The 15,035-nt window shown below is 70.9% G+C and carries 11 protein-coding genes and 6 pseudogenes; 6 read left to right on the forward strand and 11 right to left on the reverse strand.

What is annotated here, in order from left to right; all coding sequences use genetic code 11:
* Nucleotides 1-79 precede the first annotated feature (79 nt).
* From ACFYOP_RS33145 to ACFYOP_RS33155, 3 genes are all read right to left on the reverse strand, one after another.
* Nucleotides 80-307 (reverse strand): hypothetical protein, encoded by a 228-nt coding sequence (locus ACFYOP_RS33145; RefSeq protein WP_356899063.1) that lies wholly within the window; start codon nt 305-307, stop codon nt 80-82.
* Between the two features lie 228 nt (nt 308-535).
* Complete coding sequence (locus tag ACFYOP_RS33150; protein ID WP_356899062.1) at nt 536-1,711, reverse strand: serine hydrolase domain-containing protein; 1,176 nt, start codon at nt 1,709-1,711, stop codon at nt 536-538.
* Between the two features lie 37 nt (nt 1,712-1,748).
* Nucleotides 1,749-2,822, reverse strand: coding sequence for an alpha/beta hydrolase-fold protein (locus ACFYOP_RS33155; protein ID WP_356899061.1), 1,074 nt, complete (start codon nt 2,820-2,822; stop codon nt 1,749-1,751).
* Between the two features lie 160 nt (nt 2,823-2,982).
* Here ACFYOP_RS33155 and ACFYOP_RS33160 point away from each other — a divergent pair, with 160 nt between their 5' ends.
* Nucleotides 2,983-5,436 carry a helix-turn-helix domain-containing protein gene (locus ACFYOP_RS33160; RefSeq protein ID WP_356899060.1) on the forward strand — a complete coding sequence of 818 codons (2,454 nt, stop codon included), beginning with the start codon at nt 2,983-2,985 and terminating at the stop codon, nt 5,434-5,436.
* A 52-nt stretch (nt 5,437-5,488) separates the two neighbouring features.
* Here the strand turns inward: ACFYOP_RS33160 and ACFYOP_RS33165 are convergent.
* Nucleotides 5,489-6,457 (reverse strand): annotated as a pseudogene (locus ACFYOP_RS33165) (glycosyltransferase); the annotation flags it as partial.
* 4 nt (nt 6,458-6,461) lie between these two features.
* On the opposite strand from ACFYOP_RS33165, the pseudogene ACFYOP_RS33170 reads away from it, so the two are divergent.
* Nucleotides 6,462-6,611 (forward strand): annotated as a pseudogene (locus ACFYOP_RS33170) (transposase); the annotation flags it as partial.
* A 26-nt stretch (nt 6,612-6,637) separates the two neighbouring features.
* On the opposite strand, the gene ACFYOP_RS33175 reads toward ACFYOP_RS33170, so the two are convergent.
* The gene (locus ACFYOP_RS33175) at nt 6,638-7,024 is read right to left on the reverse strand and encodes an Imm21 family immunity protein (RefSeq protein ID WP_356899059.1); all 387 of its coding nucleotides are present in this window, start codon (nt 7,022-7,024) and stop codon (nt 6,638-6,640) included.
* Nucleotides 7,025-7,091: 67 nt separating this feature from the next.
* On the opposite strand from ACFYOP_RS33175, the pseudogene ACFYOP_RS33180 reads away from it, so the two are divergent.
* From ACFYOP_RS33180 to ACFYOP_RS33190, 3 genes and pseudogenes are all read left to right on the forward strand, one after another.
* Nucleotides 7,092-7,436: pseudogene (locus ACFYOP_RS33180) on the forward strand (transposase); the annotation flags it as partial.
* A 299-nt stretch (nt 7,437-7,735) separates the two neighbouring features.
* Complete coding sequence (locus tag ACFYOP_RS33185; protein WP_356899058.1) at nt 7,736-9,523, forward strand: SMI1/KNR4 family protein; 1,788 nt, start codon at nt 7,736-7,738, stop codon at nt 9,521-9,523.
* A gap of 36 nt (nt 9,524-9,559) precedes the next feature.
* Nucleotides 9,560-10,012: pseudogene (locus ACFYOP_RS33190) on the forward strand (integrase core domain-containing protein); the annotation flags it as partial.
* 14 nt (nt 10,013-10,026) lie between these two features.
* On the opposite strand, the gene ACFYOP_RS33195 reads toward ACFYOP_RS33190, so the two are convergent.
* The 4 genes and pseudogenes from ACFYOP_RS33195 to ACFYOP_RS33210 form a co-directional block, all read right to left on the reverse strand.
* Nucleotides 10,027-10,284 carry a hypothetical protein gene (locus tag ACFYOP_RS33195; protein ID WP_356899098.1) on the reverse strand — a complete coding sequence of 86 codons (258 nt, stop codon included), beginning with the start codon at nt 10,282-10,284 and terminating at the stop codon, nt 10,027-10,029.
* 87 nt (nt 10,285-10,371) lie between these two features.
* Nucleotides 10,372-10,617, reverse strand: a pseudogene (locus tag ACFYOP_RS33200) (IS30 family transposase); the annotation flags it as partial.
* A gap of 40 nt (nt 10,618-10,657) precedes the next feature.
* Nucleotides 10,658-11,128, reverse strand: a complete 471-nt coding sequence (locus ACFYOP_RS33205) for a DUF5959 family protein (RefSeq protein ID WP_356899057.1) — start codon at nt 11,126-11,128, stop codon at nt 10,658-10,660.
* A gap of 669 nt (nt 11,129-11,797) precedes the next feature.
* Nucleotides 11,798-12,136 carry a MerR family transcriptional regulator gene (locus ACFYOP_RS33210; RefSeq protein ID WP_356899056.1) on the reverse strand — a complete coding sequence of 113 codons (339 nt, stop codon included), beginning with the start codon at nt 12,134-12,136 and terminating at the stop codon, nt 11,798-11,800.
* 865 nt (nt 12,137-13,001) lie between these two features.
* Here ACFYOP_RS33210 and ACFYOP_RS33215 point away from each other — a divergent pair.
* A pseudogene (locus ACFYOP_RS33215) lies at nt 13,002-13,354 on the forward strand (ATP-binding protein); the annotation flags it as partial.
* Nucleotides 13,355-13,484: 130 nt separating this feature from the next.
* On the opposite strand, the gene ACFYOP_RS33220 reads toward ACFYOP_RS33215, so the two are convergent.
* Nucleotides 13,485-14,129, reverse strand: a complete 645-nt coding sequence (locus ACFYOP_RS33220; protein WP_388453868.1) for a carbonic anhydrase — start codon at nt 14,127-14,129, stop codon at nt 13,485-13,487.
* Nucleotides 14,130-14,442: 313 nt separating this feature from the next.
* The gene (locus tag ACFYOP_RS33225; protein WP_356899054.1) at nt 14,443-14,889 is read right to left on the reverse strand and encodes a hypothetical protein; all 447 of its coding nucleotides are present in this window, start codon (nt 14,887-14,889) and stop codon (nt 14,443-14,445) included.
* Nucleotides 14,890-15,035 lie beyond the last annotated feature (146 nt).

Raw genomic sequence — 15,035 nt, forward strand, 5'->3', positions numbered from 1 at the left:
GCCGGGGCAGGAGCGGAGGGTCATGGGCCGCCCGCGGGTCGGTGGCGCCGAATTCCTTCATCACGGGCTCTCGTTTCGCCTAGCGCTGACAGGAGGCGATGATCAGGAACAGCACGAGGCACGCCAGGCCGAACAGCGGGACGCAGCCGAGTGAGTTCGGGTTCTTCCGGTTGATCTCCACGCTGCCGCCCGGGACGAGTCGGGGGTGCCGGTCGGCGTAGTGGGCGACCGCGAGGTCCTCGGCCTCGGACTCGGTGGTCCACCGGGTGGTGAAGCCGCATTCGCCGCATCGGTAGCGGTACGCCATGTCAACTCCTCGATGCCGCAGGTGCGATGGTGCGTGGGTGCGATGGTGCAGGGGGGTGTGAGAGCGAGGGTGCCGCCGGGAGGTCCGGGGAAACAGGTCAGGAGACCGGCCACAGTGCCACCGGCCAGTTACGGCCGGTGCGGGACGTGGCGCGGGCCGGCGCCCGGGTGCGGCGGGACGCTCCGCGAGATCCCCCGTGTCCCGCGGGGCGCCCCACCCGCCGCCGCGTCAGTACCGCTTCGGCGCGTCCTTGCACAGTGCCGTGTCCAGCAGCTCCGCGAGCTGCTTGGTCGGTGTGTTGAGCTGGAACAGCGTGTTGGTCACGACGGACGCGTGGCGGCCGTCCTTGGTCACCAGGGTCTGCGTGAGGTAGCCCGGTACGCCGCCGTTGTGGCCCCAGGCGACGGTGTCGCAGGACAGCTTGAACTTGCCGATGCCCAGTCCCACGCCGCCGTCGCCACCCGGCTCGGCCTTCCACACCCTCTCCATCTCGGCCAGGCTCGCGGACGAGAAGACCTCGCCCGAGGTGATCGCCCGGTAGAAGGTGGTCAGGTCCTCCAGTGTGGAGATGACCGCTCCCGCGCTGCTGTAGAGGGACGGGTCGTAGCTGAGAGCCGGGGCCCAGAAGTACAGGCCGCCGAGCCGGGCCCCGTGGTAGCCGTTGACCGCCGGGGCGGGCAGGGTGCGATCGCCGGGCGCGGGGAAGACCGTGCGTTCCAGGCCCAGCGGGGTGATGACCCGGTCGGTGACGGCCTGGTGCACCTTCTGGCCCGTCACCTTCTCGATGAGCATGCCGAGCACGAGGTAGTTGGTGTTGGAGTAGGTGAAGCCCGCGCCGGGCGCGGAGACCGGCGGGCTGCTGAGCCCCTTGCGTACCGAGGCGGCCAGGTCGTACGTGCCGTCCGGACTGGGCTTGGGCGCCTGGGTGACCGGGTACGGGTTGTACGCCGCCAGGCCGCTGGTGTGCTGGAGCAGGTGGCGGACGGTGATGCGGGTGCCGTCGTAGCCGTTGCCGGAGACGACGCCGGGCAGGTAGTCGTCGATCATCGCGTCCAGCGACACCTTCCCCTCGTCGACGAGTTGCAGCAGCACTGCCGCGGTGAAGGTCTTGGTCTGGCTGCCGACGCGGAAGTGCTCGTCGGACTTGATGGGCCGCGTGGAGTTGACGGTGCCGGTGCCGACGGACAGGGTCCAGGAGCCGTCACCGTTCCCGGCGTGGACGGCCGCACCCGGGCCGGCGGCGGCCTGGAACCTCTTGAGCGCCGCGAGTGTGGCCGCGTGCTCCTCCTCGGCCGTTGCGCCGGCCTGGGCTGCCGCCGGGCCCGACAGGGCCAGTATCGTCGCGCAGACGGCGCCTGCGACGACGGGAAGCCTCGCCCTGCTCCACTGCTTGTGCTTTGCCATGGTGGTGGCTTCTCCTCGATGAGCGGGTCGAAGTCGGTCAGTTGGTCGCGGCCGCCGCAAAGGCGGCTTCCAGGCGCGGCACGTAGTCGGCGAACGCCGGGGCCCAGCAGCCGTAGTTGTGGCCGCCGTTGCAGGTGGGAGCGAGTGACTTCCCGTTGCCGTAGTCGACAAGGCGACTGGGGGTGTTCAGCTGGTCCAGCCGGGACTTGACGGTGCGGGCGGCGCGCGCGGTCCGCGCGTCGATGACGTCCCCGTCGCCGGTGTAGAGGGTGACCGAGGTGTCCGCGAGCCGGGCCAGGTTGGCCGGGGCCGCGGGGTCGTAGGCGCGCCAGAGGCGGTCGGCGCCGAACACCGGGTAGGGCGAGCCGAAGATGGCGTCGCTGTCGACGTACGGGCCGTAGTCGGGGCACCCGCTCGCGCTGCTCACCGCGCACCAGGCGCCCGGCAGGTTCAGCTCGGTGGCGACGACCGTCGCGCGGATCTCCGCCATTCCGAAGTCGAGGCCACCGGACAGCGCGGCGACGTGGCCGAAGAGGTCGGGTCGGGCCTGGGCGTAGTGCAGGGCGCCGGAGCCGCCCATAGACAGACCGGTGACCGCCCGGTGCGCGCGGTCGGGCAAGGTGCGCAGATTGGCGTCGATGAAGAGGACGACCTGCTCCAGGTGGAAGGTCTCCCAGTTGGCCGCCTCCAGCACGGTGTTCTGCATCTTCCAGTTCGCGTACCAGCCCTTGCGCCCGCCGTCCGGAACCACGGTGATCATCTTGTCGGAGCGCAGAGCGGGGGCGGCCGCGGCGTCGTTCACGTTGCCGCCGCCACCGTGCAGGAAGTATGCGACCGGCCAACGCTTGTGCGGGTTCGCGGCGTAGTCCCGAGGCAGGAAGACGCGGATCTTGTGCGGGCCGGACACCTGTGGCGTGGTCACGGTGAGGGTGAGGTCGGTACCGGAGTGCACCTCGGTCGGCTGGGCGACCTGGAGGCCGAACCCGTCGGCGAAGTCGGGGATGGCGGGGGCGTCCGCCCGAGCGCCCGGGCCGCTGAGCGCGGTGAGTGCCAGCGCGGCCGCGAGTGCCGCGCCAAGGGCCCGCAGGCGACGTGGAGTTGAGGGTCCCATTCGGGAGTGCTCCTTCGTGTGACGTGCCGGCGGGGGCCGCCGGTCCGTTGTCACGATGGCGTGCACGCGGTTCAGGGAACAGGCCAGTCGACCGGCCATGCGTGACCGGTCGTCACGCTACGCTCAGGACCGCCGTATCCGTGCGAGGTGGGAGCCCCGAATGACGGACCAACCAGGCTCGCTGCTGCGCCAGTTACGCAAGCGTGCCCGCCTCACCCAGGAGCAGTTGGCGGAGCGGTCCACGGTGAGCGTACGCACCATCCGCAGACTGGAGACCGGCAAGTCCACCGGCCACCGGGTGAAGACGCTGCACCTGCTGGCGGACGCTCTGGAGGCCCGGCCGGAGGAGCGCCGTCGGCTCACCGACACCGTGGACCGGCCACCGACGGCCCCCGCGCCCGAGCCGGTCCCCGTCACCGTGACCGGGCCGCCGCCCCCGCCCGCCTCCGCGCCGCCCGACACCCCCGCGCCGCGTCCGGTCGACGACGTGCTCACGAGCGCCGCCGACTCGTTGGCCAGGGAGGTCCGGCGGCGCTGGCGGCGCGAGGAGGAGCAGCGCCGGGTCCACGATCCGTTCCCGCTTCCGGTGCGATGGCAGCCGGCGCCCGCCTCCCTGACGGACCATCCCGAGAACGTCCAGCGGCTGGAACCGGGCGCCACCGCCGGGGGCGTGGACCTGAGCGGTGACGTGCGCAGTGTGGCGGAGACCTACCGGCGGATCGGGTCCGGGCGGTTGGTGATACTCGGCCGGGCGGGCTCGGGGAAGTCGGTGCTCGCCGTCCGCTTCGCCCTCGACCTCCTCGCGGCCCGCGCGCCGGCCGATCCGGTGCCGGTGATCGTCAGCCTCGGCTCGTGGGACCCGGCCACCACCACCGTGCGGGACCTGCTGGTGGGCCGGCTGCTACGGGACCACCCCCACCTCGCCCGCCGGGTCGCCGGTGGAACGACGCAGGCCGCCGCGCTGGTCGACGCCGACCTGATCCTGCCGGTCCTGGACGGGTTCGACGAGATAGCCCGGGGCCTGCGCGACGCGGCGCTGGACGCGCTCAACGACACCTCCCTGCCGCTGGTCCTGACCAGCCGCCGGCACGAGTACGAGCAGGTGGTCACCGCGACCCGGGCACCCCTGGTGTGGGCCGCGGGCATCGAACTGGCCGACCTCACCGTCGAGGATCTCGCGGCCTACCTGCCCCGCACCGCACGACCCGTCGCCCACGAGGTCCGCCGCGCCACGGGTGGTGCCACGGGCAGCGGCACCGGCGTGTGGGACGAGGTGCTGGAGGCGTTGCGAACCGGTGACGCCCCCGGGGCCGCCCAACTCGCCGACGTGCTGCGCACTCCGCTGATGGTGATCCTGGCCCGGACGATGTACAGCGAGGCGCCCGACCGGAGCCCGGCCGAACTACTCGACACCACACGCTTCCCCACCCCGAGCGACCTTGAGGAACATCTGCTGGCCGGCTTCGTACCGACGGTCTACCGGCGCCGTGCGCCCGAGCGGTCCGAGGACGGTCGGCGGCAGCGGGAGTGGGACGCCGAGCGTGCCCGGCACTGGCTGGGCTACCTCGCCCACAGCCTCAGTCAGGGGGACGGCGGCCGGCAGGATCTCACCTGGTGGCGACTGAGCCGCGGGCTGCCGACGGGGACCCGCGTCCTGCACGTCACCCTGACCTCCGCCCTGTGCATGGCCACCGCCACCTGGCTGGTGGGGCTGGTCGCCCAACTCTGGCAGTCCGTCGAGTGGTTCGGCCCTGCGATCGTACTGGTCCAGGGGACACTGGTCGGGCTGATCGCCGGGGTGGCCTTCGGGCTCGTCTACGCCGTGATGGCAGCCCTGGACCGGGTCGCCCTCCAGCCGTCCCGGGTACGGCTCAGACTGCCGGCCGCCGACCGCCGGGTGGCCCGCCGGCCGCTGCGCGCGTTCACCGCCCGCTTCGGGTTCATGCTGCTGGGCGGGGCGGTGCTGGGCATCGGGTACGCCTGGGCGCACGCGCTGCTCCGCGCTCTCTACCTGGGGTCGTCGCTCTCCGACCCCGGGGTGCTCCGCGGCGTGCTGATCAACATGCTGGTCTTCGCGCTGATCTTCGGCCTGTCGGCCGGGCTGGTCTTCGGGCTGCTCGCGGCCTTCGAAGCGCCGATGGACATCACCGCGGCGGCCACGCCCCTCCGGCTGCTGTCCGCCAACCGCGCGACCGCCGGACACCAACTCCTGGTACTCATGCCGGCGGTCACCCTCGGCGTCTGCCTCTGCGGCTTTCTTGTCGTCGGCCTGTTCCAGGACCTCCTCGGGCCGCTGGTGTGGCGGCTGGCGGACGCGGCCCTGCTCGGCGCGGTCGGCGGACTGGGCGGCGCGTCGTCCTACGTGCTGGCCTTCACCGCCTGGGGGCAGTGGCTCACGCTGTCCCGCGTCTGGCTGCCGCTGACGGGCAGACTGCCCTGGAACACGGTCGTCTTCCTGGAGGACGCCTACCGCCGTGGCGTGCTCCGCCAGACCGGCGCCGTCTACCAGTTCCGCCACATCCGGCTGCAACGCCACCTCGCCCAGTCCTACCGGCCGTCACCTCAGCCGGTGGACCAGGCGACGACGACCCGCCCGAGGTTGACGCGGACGTGAGTGTCGGCCAGGCCCGACCCCGGGCCGTGGCCCGCGCAAGTGACCCGGACGTTCAGTTCGTCGCGGCGGACAGGAGGACGTCCACGAGTCGGTCCGCCGCGTCGGGGCGGCCGTGGGCACGGGCTCGCTCCGCCATGGCCTGCCGTCGGGCGGGGTCGGTGAGGAGCGGTGCCAGCGCTTCCCGGAGGCGGCCCGGTGTCACCTCGTCGAGCAGGGCGACGGCGGCACCGGCCTCCTCCAGATGCCGGGCGTTGTGCGCCTGCTCGTTGCCGGCCGAGGAGGCGAGCGGGAGGAACACGGCCGGGCGGCCGAGGGCCGTCAGCTCGGCCAGCGTCCCGGCGCCGCTGCGGGAGACGACGACGTCGGCGAACGCCAGCACGTCGGGAAGTTCGGGGCCGACAAAGCCCGTGAGGTGGTAGCGGCCGGCCAGCGCCGTCGGTAGGGCGGACGCGTGTCGGCGCAACTCGTCGACGTTGTCGGGGCCGCACTGGTGGACGACGTTCGCCCGCTCCAGCAGCCAGGGCAGTGAGTCCCGGACCACTCCGTTGATCTGCTGGGAGCCCTGGGCGCCCCCGGTCACGTACACGGTCGGCAGTCGGCGGTCGAAGTCGTGCAGGCCCAGCGCGGCGACGGCCTTGTCCGGGTGGCCCGCCAGGACCTCCGGTCGGATCGGGTTGCCCGTGACGACGGCCGCGCCGCGTGCCGCCTCGGGCAGCAGGGGCAGCGTCGACTCGGAGGAGACCGCGATCCGCGTCGCGGAGCTCGCCAACTTGCGGTTGGCCAGGCCCAGGCGCACGGTCTGCTCGTGGAGCACCAGCGAGCGCCGGCACAGCCGTGCCGCCAGGCCGGTGGGGACGGCGACGTACCCGCCGGTGGCGAGCACGACGTCCGGCCGGAAGTCCGCGACGAGCTTGCGGGCCTGCGCGACACCGAGCGGCACGCGCGCCATGTCCCGCACGTTCGACGGGCTCACCAGCTTCAGCGGGTTGGCCGACCGGCGGATCTTGCCGGTGGCCACCGTCTCCTCTCACCGCATGGTCCGCGCTCGGGTTGAGCATGCTTTCGCACGGATGAAGACCTGGAAGATCCTGCGCGACTGCCGCCTCAAAGGCGATGGCGTGCACCACGCGATGCTCGGCATCGCCCATCTGCACAACCTTGCGCGCCGCGACTGACCACCCCCGGCGAAAGCACTGTCCGTTCAGGATTCGGCGGGCAGGAGCTGGACCAGGCCGACCCAGTTCTCCTCGTCCACCTTGGTCTGGGCGGCGCGGACCCTCCAGCGGCCGGCGGGCAGTGGGACCGGTGCCTCGGCGGGCATCCCGCCGTCGGGGTATTCGACGCCCAGGTCGGAACCCGCTTCGGCGGAGTCCATGAGCACCGCCGGACCGTCCGAGGCCCAGGTGCCGCACTCCTCCCACACCGTGGCCGGGTCTGCGAGGACAGCGTCTGCCGCGGCTCTCAGTCCGGCCTCGGATTCCGCGGCAAGCCACCGCAAGAACGCTCGGTGCCGGAGCAGATAGCAGCTGGTCGCCGGCTCGTCCGCCAGCACCAGTGCCTGCGCACCGCTCTCGTCGATGGGGATCACACCAGCCAGATCGTCCACCGCGCAGGCCCGGTCATAGTCGTCTGGAGCGGTGGCGTCTCCCGCCACGCACGATGTCACGGCCACCCGCAACGAGGGCATCGCCGTCTGTTTCCAGCACTTCTCCGACGTCGAGGTCCTCCTGGACGACGGCTACCTCGGCCTCAGTCGCGACCACCGAGGACAAGCGACCACGCCGCCCAGAAGGCCGCGGCCGGGAGCACTGCCCAGCAGAGTTGAACAGTGGGAACGCGACCGCCACGGCCACTCGTCCGACCGCATCAGCGTCGAACACGCCCTCGCCGACCACAAACGCTGGAAACAGCTGACGCGCTGGACCCACCGCCGCGACCGCCTGCCCGACACCTACCGAGCCATCGCCGGTCTCGTCTCCGACCGCACCAACAACGCCTGACAACAGGCCACGACCAAGCCAAACACGCCTCACCCGCTATCACGCACCAACTCGTCAATTGGCTCGGCAAGTCCCCCTCGTCGGGCTCATGCAAGCCGCTGGCCAGTACAGAAGGGTCAAGCTGCCGCCGGTGTGCGATCCAGCCGCAGTGTTGCATCCGATGAAATTGCGGCCACTTGGTACAGCGGTACAGCGGTACAGCGGTTAACGCTAAGGGGGCGATCACGGGATCGGGGCAGGAGGGGACTACGGACAGCCCGGCCATCCGGGTGTCAGTGCCCGCACCTAGGGTGCGGGGCATGATCACGTTCACCGTCGAAGAGTCCTGGGACCGCATCGAGAGCTGGCTCGCGAGGCACGCGCCCGTCACCCACGGACTGCTGCGACCGCCAGCCGTCCTGGCGGACATCGCGGCGGCCGAACTCCGGCTTGGGGTGGCCTTCCCGCCCGACCTGAGGGAGTCGCTGCTGCGGCACGACGGTGTGGAGCTCCAGGACGGAACGCTCCAGCTCGACCACTACGGACCGCTGTCCGGAGTCGGGGAGATCGTCTGGAGCGCCGAGTTCCTGCGCGAGGTCGGGGAAGACGCTGCCGAGGAGGAGGCCGAACTCAACGAGGAGGAGCGCGACGAGTACGCGTACTGGCCGCACGAACGACTGCTGGTCACACTGGGCATCGGCTGGCAGTCCTCCGACGGACTCTTCCTGGTCACTCGCCCCGGCCCGCACCACGGGCGGGTAGGCCGGTACTTCGACGAGACGGGCTCGACGTTCACGCCTTGGGCGGGACTGCGGCACGTCCTCTCCGACTTCGCCACAGCCCTGGAGAACGGCCTGCCCTTCGACGGGCAGACACCCCTGGCCCACGAGGGCCGGCTGATCTGGGACGGTGGCGGGACGGTCGTCGCCGACCCAACCTCCGCCCTGGACATCGCTGCCGGGGCCCCCGAGCCGCAGGTCCCCGCGGTCGAGCCGGCCCCGCCCGTCCCGCAGCCTGACGGGGCATACGCCGTCTTCGGGGGCGGCGGATTCTTCGGACCCGAACCCGCACCGCCCGTGCAGCCGGACGTCGTGTTCGTGGCGGGCATCGACCCCGGGGACCTGCTGGACCGGCTGGGCTCCGTGCCCGCGACCGCTGGGCCGCGCAGCCGGGAACAGGCGCGGCTGTCCGCCGGCGCGCCCTGGGCCGCGCACCGCCCGATGGTCCGGGCCGGGTCCTGCGGCGATGGGTGGTCGTACGCCACGCAGGAGGGCGGTGACGCCCAGTTCGGCCGTCCCGAGGTGCTGGGACGGCTGTCCCGCGGAACCCGGGTGGTGCGGCTGGCGAAGCAGGGATACGAGGTGCGCGTGACTGTCGTGGAGGACGGCACGGAGCGGCCGGAGGCAGGCCACCGGGTCGAATCGCCGCGCGAGGACTACGTGACCGGCCCCGACGGGCAGCCCGCGCTCGGACGCGACGGACAGCAGTGGCAGCGGATCGGCGTCGATCCCTGGCCCGGCTCGACGGCCGCCTACGCGCGGCTGCTGGCAGGCCTGACGGCGGAGCACGGCATCAGCTGGGACCCGGCGGACGACGCAGCGGTACCGCTGGCCAGCGCGCTGCTGCTGCCGGTCCTCGACGACGTACCGAAGGCGCGGCACCCGGTCACCGTCGTACGCGACTTCGACCTCGGTGCCATCGTGGAGCGGACCCCGCCGGAGCGGTTGCGCTCCGCGATGGCGGCGCAGCTCGCCCGGCTGGCGTCGGAGACCGGCATCGACGGCTACCCGGAGATTGCCCGGGCGCTGGAGCAGGTCGGCCGGGGCGAGCCGGTGGACCTCCCGGCCGACGAGGCCCTCGACCTGCGGATGCGGACCGTCCGGGCGGAGGTCCGGGCCGTCCGGGGACTGCTCGACGCGGCCCGCCACCAGCCGGACCCGGCGCCAGTCACCGAGGCCGACCTCGCGGCGTGGCACGGCCGGGACGCGGCGGCCGAGGCCCTGCGCCGGTTTCTGCTGCTGCCCCTGCCCGCGGCGGCGGAGACGATCCTGAGCCTGCGCATGTCCGTGCACTGGCGCGACGAACTAGCGGCGGACCTGGCCGACTAGCTGTTCTGTCTGGGGAGGTTGTGGACGGGTGAGCCAGGTCTCGGCTACAGCTACCTGCACACCGCCGTCGACGACCACTCCCGCCTCGCCTACAGCGAAATCCTCCCCGACGAGCAGAAGCAGACCGCCGCCGGCTTCTGGACCCGGGCGCAGGCGTTCTTCGCCGGCGTCGGCATCACCGTCGAACGGGTACTGACCGACAACGGCTCCTGCTACCGCTCACGCGACTGGCGCAACGCCCTGGCAGCGGCCGGAATCGCCCACAAGCGCACCCGGCCCTACCGGCCCCAGACCAACGGCAAGGTCGAACGCTTCAACCGCACCCTGCTGGACGAATGGGCCTACGCCCGCCCCTACCGGTCAGAAGCCGAACGCCGCGAAGCGTTCCCGCAATGGCTACACACCTACAATCACCACCGCGGACACACCGCACTCAAAGGCCGACCACCCGCCAGCCGCGTCCCCAACCTCACGGGCCAGTACAACTAGCTAGCCGCCCAAGCTCATCGGCTTGGCGTCAACCGCTGTACCGGCCGGTCCTGCTGCTCCTGGTCGTCGCGCTCGACGGTGACCTCGACCTGGTCGGCGACGTCGGCCAGGACCTCGATGTAGATGCGGCACCCGCTGCCGCGCCGGTTGGGCACCGGGCTGGAGACGTCCCCTACCCGGCACTCCGGCCAGGCCCGCAGCGCCCGCACGACCGCGTCGGCCGTGCGCTGCACGTCGTCCGAGTCCGAGCCCATGAGGCGGATCTGCGGCATCAGGCACTCACCTTCTCGGCTTCCTTCGGCTGCGCCCAGGAGGGAGCGGCAGCCAGCTGACGGAGGACGTCCAGCGCGGCCAGCGCGGCCCCGAGGGCCCGGTGGCCGCACCAGGAGTGTGGAGCGGCTGCTGCGCTCGACCAGCGTGCCGATCGCGGAGCGGCCCGTTCCGATGATCAAATCGCCTACCCAGTGTCCGGGGACCGCGCGGTCCCCGGCCTCGGCGGGCCGTTCGCTGAGGACGACGTCCGCGGTGACATGCCCCTGCGGCTTGTTCTGTGACCGTGCACGGGGAGTCCGCAGCGCCCGGCCGGTGCGCAGACACGTGACCACTGAACTTAAACGCGTGATGTCGGCGGCTTGGATCAGGTGATCACCGCTTACGGTTGGGGCTCCACTCGTAGGCTCCCGGGGCCGTCTCAATGACTTCGCGGGGCCAGGCCAGCCGGACTTGTTCCAGGCGCCCGCGGTGCTCAGCAATCCAGTCTCCCTGGGGCCGCGTTCCCAGGGCCGTCGTAAGGCGGTCCGGGTCGCTCACCTGGATCGACAGCCAGCCGTCTTCGTGCATCTGGATGTCGAGGCTCAGGCCGCGGTCTCCGCCGATGCTGGCTGTCTGGCCGGGACGCAGATTGGACAGCTGCTGCTCCCAGGAGTCCAGGTCATGCGGGAAGAGGTAAAGGTCGAGCCGGGCGTCGACAAAACTCGCGGAGGCGAGCACGTCCGCGTGCAGGATGTCGTGGCCACTCAGCACGCCCGGCTGGAACCGTCCCGTGACGCGCACGATGCAGCGGTCCCCATCCGGATCGGCAAGGTGGATAAGGTCCATCGAAGCGTGCTCCGTCATGAAGTTGCTCGCCTTCGTGCGTTGGTGTGGGCTGCATCGTCTCCTATCGCCGGTCGAGCGACATCGTCAGGACCCGGCCTGAGAATCAAGGGCCCAAGGGGCCAGGCCGGTGCCGGGCGAGACAGCCGTCCACCAGGTCCGGGCGGTACTGGATCTGCTTGAGCCTGCGCTTGACGGCCCGGGTGCGGCGTGCGGGCCGGGCGGCGGCCGTCGCCGACGACGGTCTGACGCAGGTAGCAGCGGTACATCTGACCGGCCCGGATGATCTTGATATCCACTGTCATGGAGACCACGCCACACGGCCCTGACCTGCAACAAAAGGGCGGTCAGCGGTACGTCCCGCCAGGCGGGAGCGGCGGCCGAACTTTCTTCTCAGGTGCCCGCCGGGCGGGAAGCGGCCCCGGGCCGAACGCGAATGTCATCGCCCTCCGGCAGCACTCACCCCACGGCCCGGACAACACCAACAAGCACCACTGAGCACTATCCAGCGCCACCGAACGAACACCAGCAAGGAAGCACCGCCTACAGCAGCCCCCGGCACCCGCCGGGGGCTTCGTCGTGCTGCCCGGAGGAAACCACCGCGCCCACCTCCGAGACCCTCCCCCGCTTCGACAGGAAACGCCTGTATGGGGGCGCGAGCCCCGCCGGCGTCCGGCGGGCGCGCACCGTTCAGACCGCGGCCATGGGGCTCGCCGATTCGGCGGTGCGGCGGTACTCGGCGTTGATGCGCTGCGCTTCCTCGAGCTGGTCCTCGAGGACGATGATGCGGCACGCGGCCTCGATCGGGGTGCCCTGATCGACGAGTTCCCGGGCGCGGGCGGCGATGCGCAACTGGTAGCGGGAGTAGCGGCGGTGGCCGCCCTCGGAGCGCAGCGGGGCGATGAGGCGGGCGTCCCCGAGGGCGCGGAGGAAGTTCGGTGTGGTGCCGAGCATGTCGGCGGCCCGGCCCATGGTGTAGGCGGGGTAGTCGTCGTCGTCGAGACGGCCGTAGGAGTCGTCTGCTGTCATTGCACCTCTCTCATGGAACTCATGGAACGCGCGGAGGGGCCCTGGTGCCGTACGGCACCAGGGCCCCGAAGGAACTACACCATCTGCCGGCCCTGATACTGCGCCGGCCTTCTGTGTCCGCCGACCCGACCTGGCTGCTGTCGTGGGTGCGGGGATCGCGGTTGCTTGACCGGAGACCACCTCACTATCGATGTCCTGCGGTACCCGGGCCCAAGACCTCCGCCCGGGCGATCCTGATGGTGCTTCGTTCCTCCGTTCTTCCCTCGGTGATCAACTACCTACCAAACGGGGACTTCCTACTGCTGGTACTGCTCTACTGCGTACTGCTGGTGATGCGAACCGCTCAGTGACCTGTGACAGCGCCACTCTTCGGCAGCCGCTCCGTTGCCCGTCCTGCGTCTGCTCTGGCTTGGAACCCCACTGCCGAACCTCCCGGTGCGCGCGTCCGCAGCCGACGCCTTCACCGAGGTACTGCTCACTGACTTCACTGCTGGGTACTGCCACTACGGTGGCGGCCCCTGATCACTGCGGGCCGCCCGGTCCGGTCGTCAGTCCCGTCGCCGTCCTGCAACAACCCTGGCTTCGAAACTCCACCACCGCACCGTCCTACCACCGCGGGTATTGCTGCCTGGCGGTTCGTCTCTGCCAGGCCCTGCGGTCCTTTCTGGGTTACGAGAGAAACATAACCACACCCCTGCCCAATGTCTACTCTGGCCGACATAGATTTTCGCGCGCTCGGCAGGAAGGTAATCACCCTCAAACAGTGATGGGTGCTGGAACGAGCCGGGTTGACGGTCCACAGCCGGGGCACAAGCCCCGGGCAGACAGGACCAGATGTCGACGATCCAGAGACCGGGGTACCCGGATGGGCAGGACGAGCGTCAAAGTCGCACCCCTCCTCTCGGCGACATCCGTAGCCGACGCCCGCGACAGCGCTCGGGAGTTCCTCGAAGGTCTCGTACCGGCGGGCGCACCCGAGACCGCCGACACGGTGGTCCTGGTCGTCTCCGAGCTCGCCACCAACGCCCTGCGCCACGGCGGCGGCGCCTGCACCCTGCACCTGACCGCGTACCCGGCCAGCATCGAGGTGCCCGTGCACGACCCAGTCCACAGGTGCCACGCATGCGCACCCCCGACCTGAACGGCGGCACCGGAGGCTTCGGCTGGCCCATGGTCAACCGCCTCGCCCACGCCACATCCGAAGCCAAGACACCGGGGCGGCCCGGCCGTCCCCGGAACGCTCTCGCCCATCACCGCTGCCGACGCGGCCGATTTCGTTTGTCGCCCGCGACGGCTTCTTCGGGGCCGGCATCGCGGACCGTCGGCTCGATGCAGTCGAAGTACTGCGTCATGAGCCTGTTTCATCCTCTTCGGTGATGTCGCCGCGTGACGTGACGAGCCGTGCGCTGCCTTCGGCGAGCTGGTAGCCGAGGCCTACGGCGGCCACTTCCCCTGCGTCGACCTGTTCCGAGAGCAGGTGTGAGCCGTCGAGGAGCAGGTCAACCGTGTGGCGGATGTGCTCGTCCACGTCGCTGGCGAAGGTCAGTCCTGCCGTGCGGGCGGCGAGGACGCTCGGGGTGACGCGTTCGACGACGTCACGGACGAAGCCGCCGACGGACAGTCCATCCTCCACGGCCACCCGGGCGGCCGCGACGGCGCCGCACGAATCGTGTCCGCGGACGACGACCAGGCGGCAGCCGAGCACACTGGTCGCGTACTCCACACTCCCCAGCACCTCCGAGCCCACAACATGCCCGGCTGTACGGACAACGAAGAGATCCCCGAGCCCCTGGTCGAAGATGATCTCGGCGGCCAGCCGCGGGTCGGCCTCGTGCAGGTCGGCGATCCGACGCAGCACCACGGTGTCCACGAGGAGCCCGTCGTCGTCCAGGTCCACGACGACGTCCCCGAACTCGCGCAGCGCGTCCTGCGCGACGTTCCGCCCGCCGGAAACGCTCAGGTTCTCGGCGAGCTCCACGCAGGCCACGCGCACGGCGACACCCAGGCGCGGTCGCGTCAGGTCCTCATTGCAACGGCCTGAGCCCCAACCCGGACGTCCGGACTGGGACTCAGGGAAATCCCGGTGGGAGGCTACCGAATCCGACTGTCCGGAAGCCCTTTCACGAACCGCACAACCACCCACGCAGAATGCTCGGCGGGGAACCCGGCCGAGCGTTCTGCGTGATGACGCAGTGCCCCAAGGAACCCTCCGTCTGTCCGGCGGGTTCCTTGGCCGTTACCTCACTGGTCCTCCCGCAGAACGACCACGAACCTGTCGTCGTGGGGCTTGCTCTCGTCCTTCGGCATCAGCAGCAGCGACAGCGTGGAGCGTTCACCCCCGTGAAACGAACATCGGCGGAGGCTTCCTTCTCACCCAGGCGGAAGTCCACCGTGGCGGGGCGCTGGGCGGCATCGCCCCAGCGGGCCACCCAGCGCTTCGCGTCCTTCTCCCTCTCGCCGCCCTCCGCGGCGAGCTCGGCCAGACCGTCGGCGTCGCGGGCCTCGAGGCGAGCCAGGACGTGTTCGCTGGTCGTGAGGGTGCCAGGGGAAGGGCGCCCGGTCACGGTCAGTTCAAGCTCGGCCGTGCCGCCCTTGATGCGGCCGGGCGTCTTGCCGGTGGAGAGGACATCGCAGCCGCCGAGCAGCAGCACGAGTGCTCCGGCCAGCCACACCGACGTACCCGCCCGCCTCAACTTCGCTTCCCCGGGCGAATGGTGCTGATAGCACTCAGATTCTTGTTGTTCTTGAACCATTGGTTCAGTGTCGTGTGATGGACTCGGCCATGCTGGGTGATGCTGATATTGCCCCCGTTATGTTTTTCGCGGTCCTGCAACGGGACCGCTGGCCTCCGGGCCCGGCATGACTGTGTCCCCCTGTCGAAGGCATGACCTGGGGGGTG

This window comes from Streptomyces sp. NPDC006294, from assembly GCF_042870895.1.
Lineage (GTDB): Bacteria > Actinomycetota > Actinomycetes > Streptomycetales > Streptomycetaceae > Streptomyces.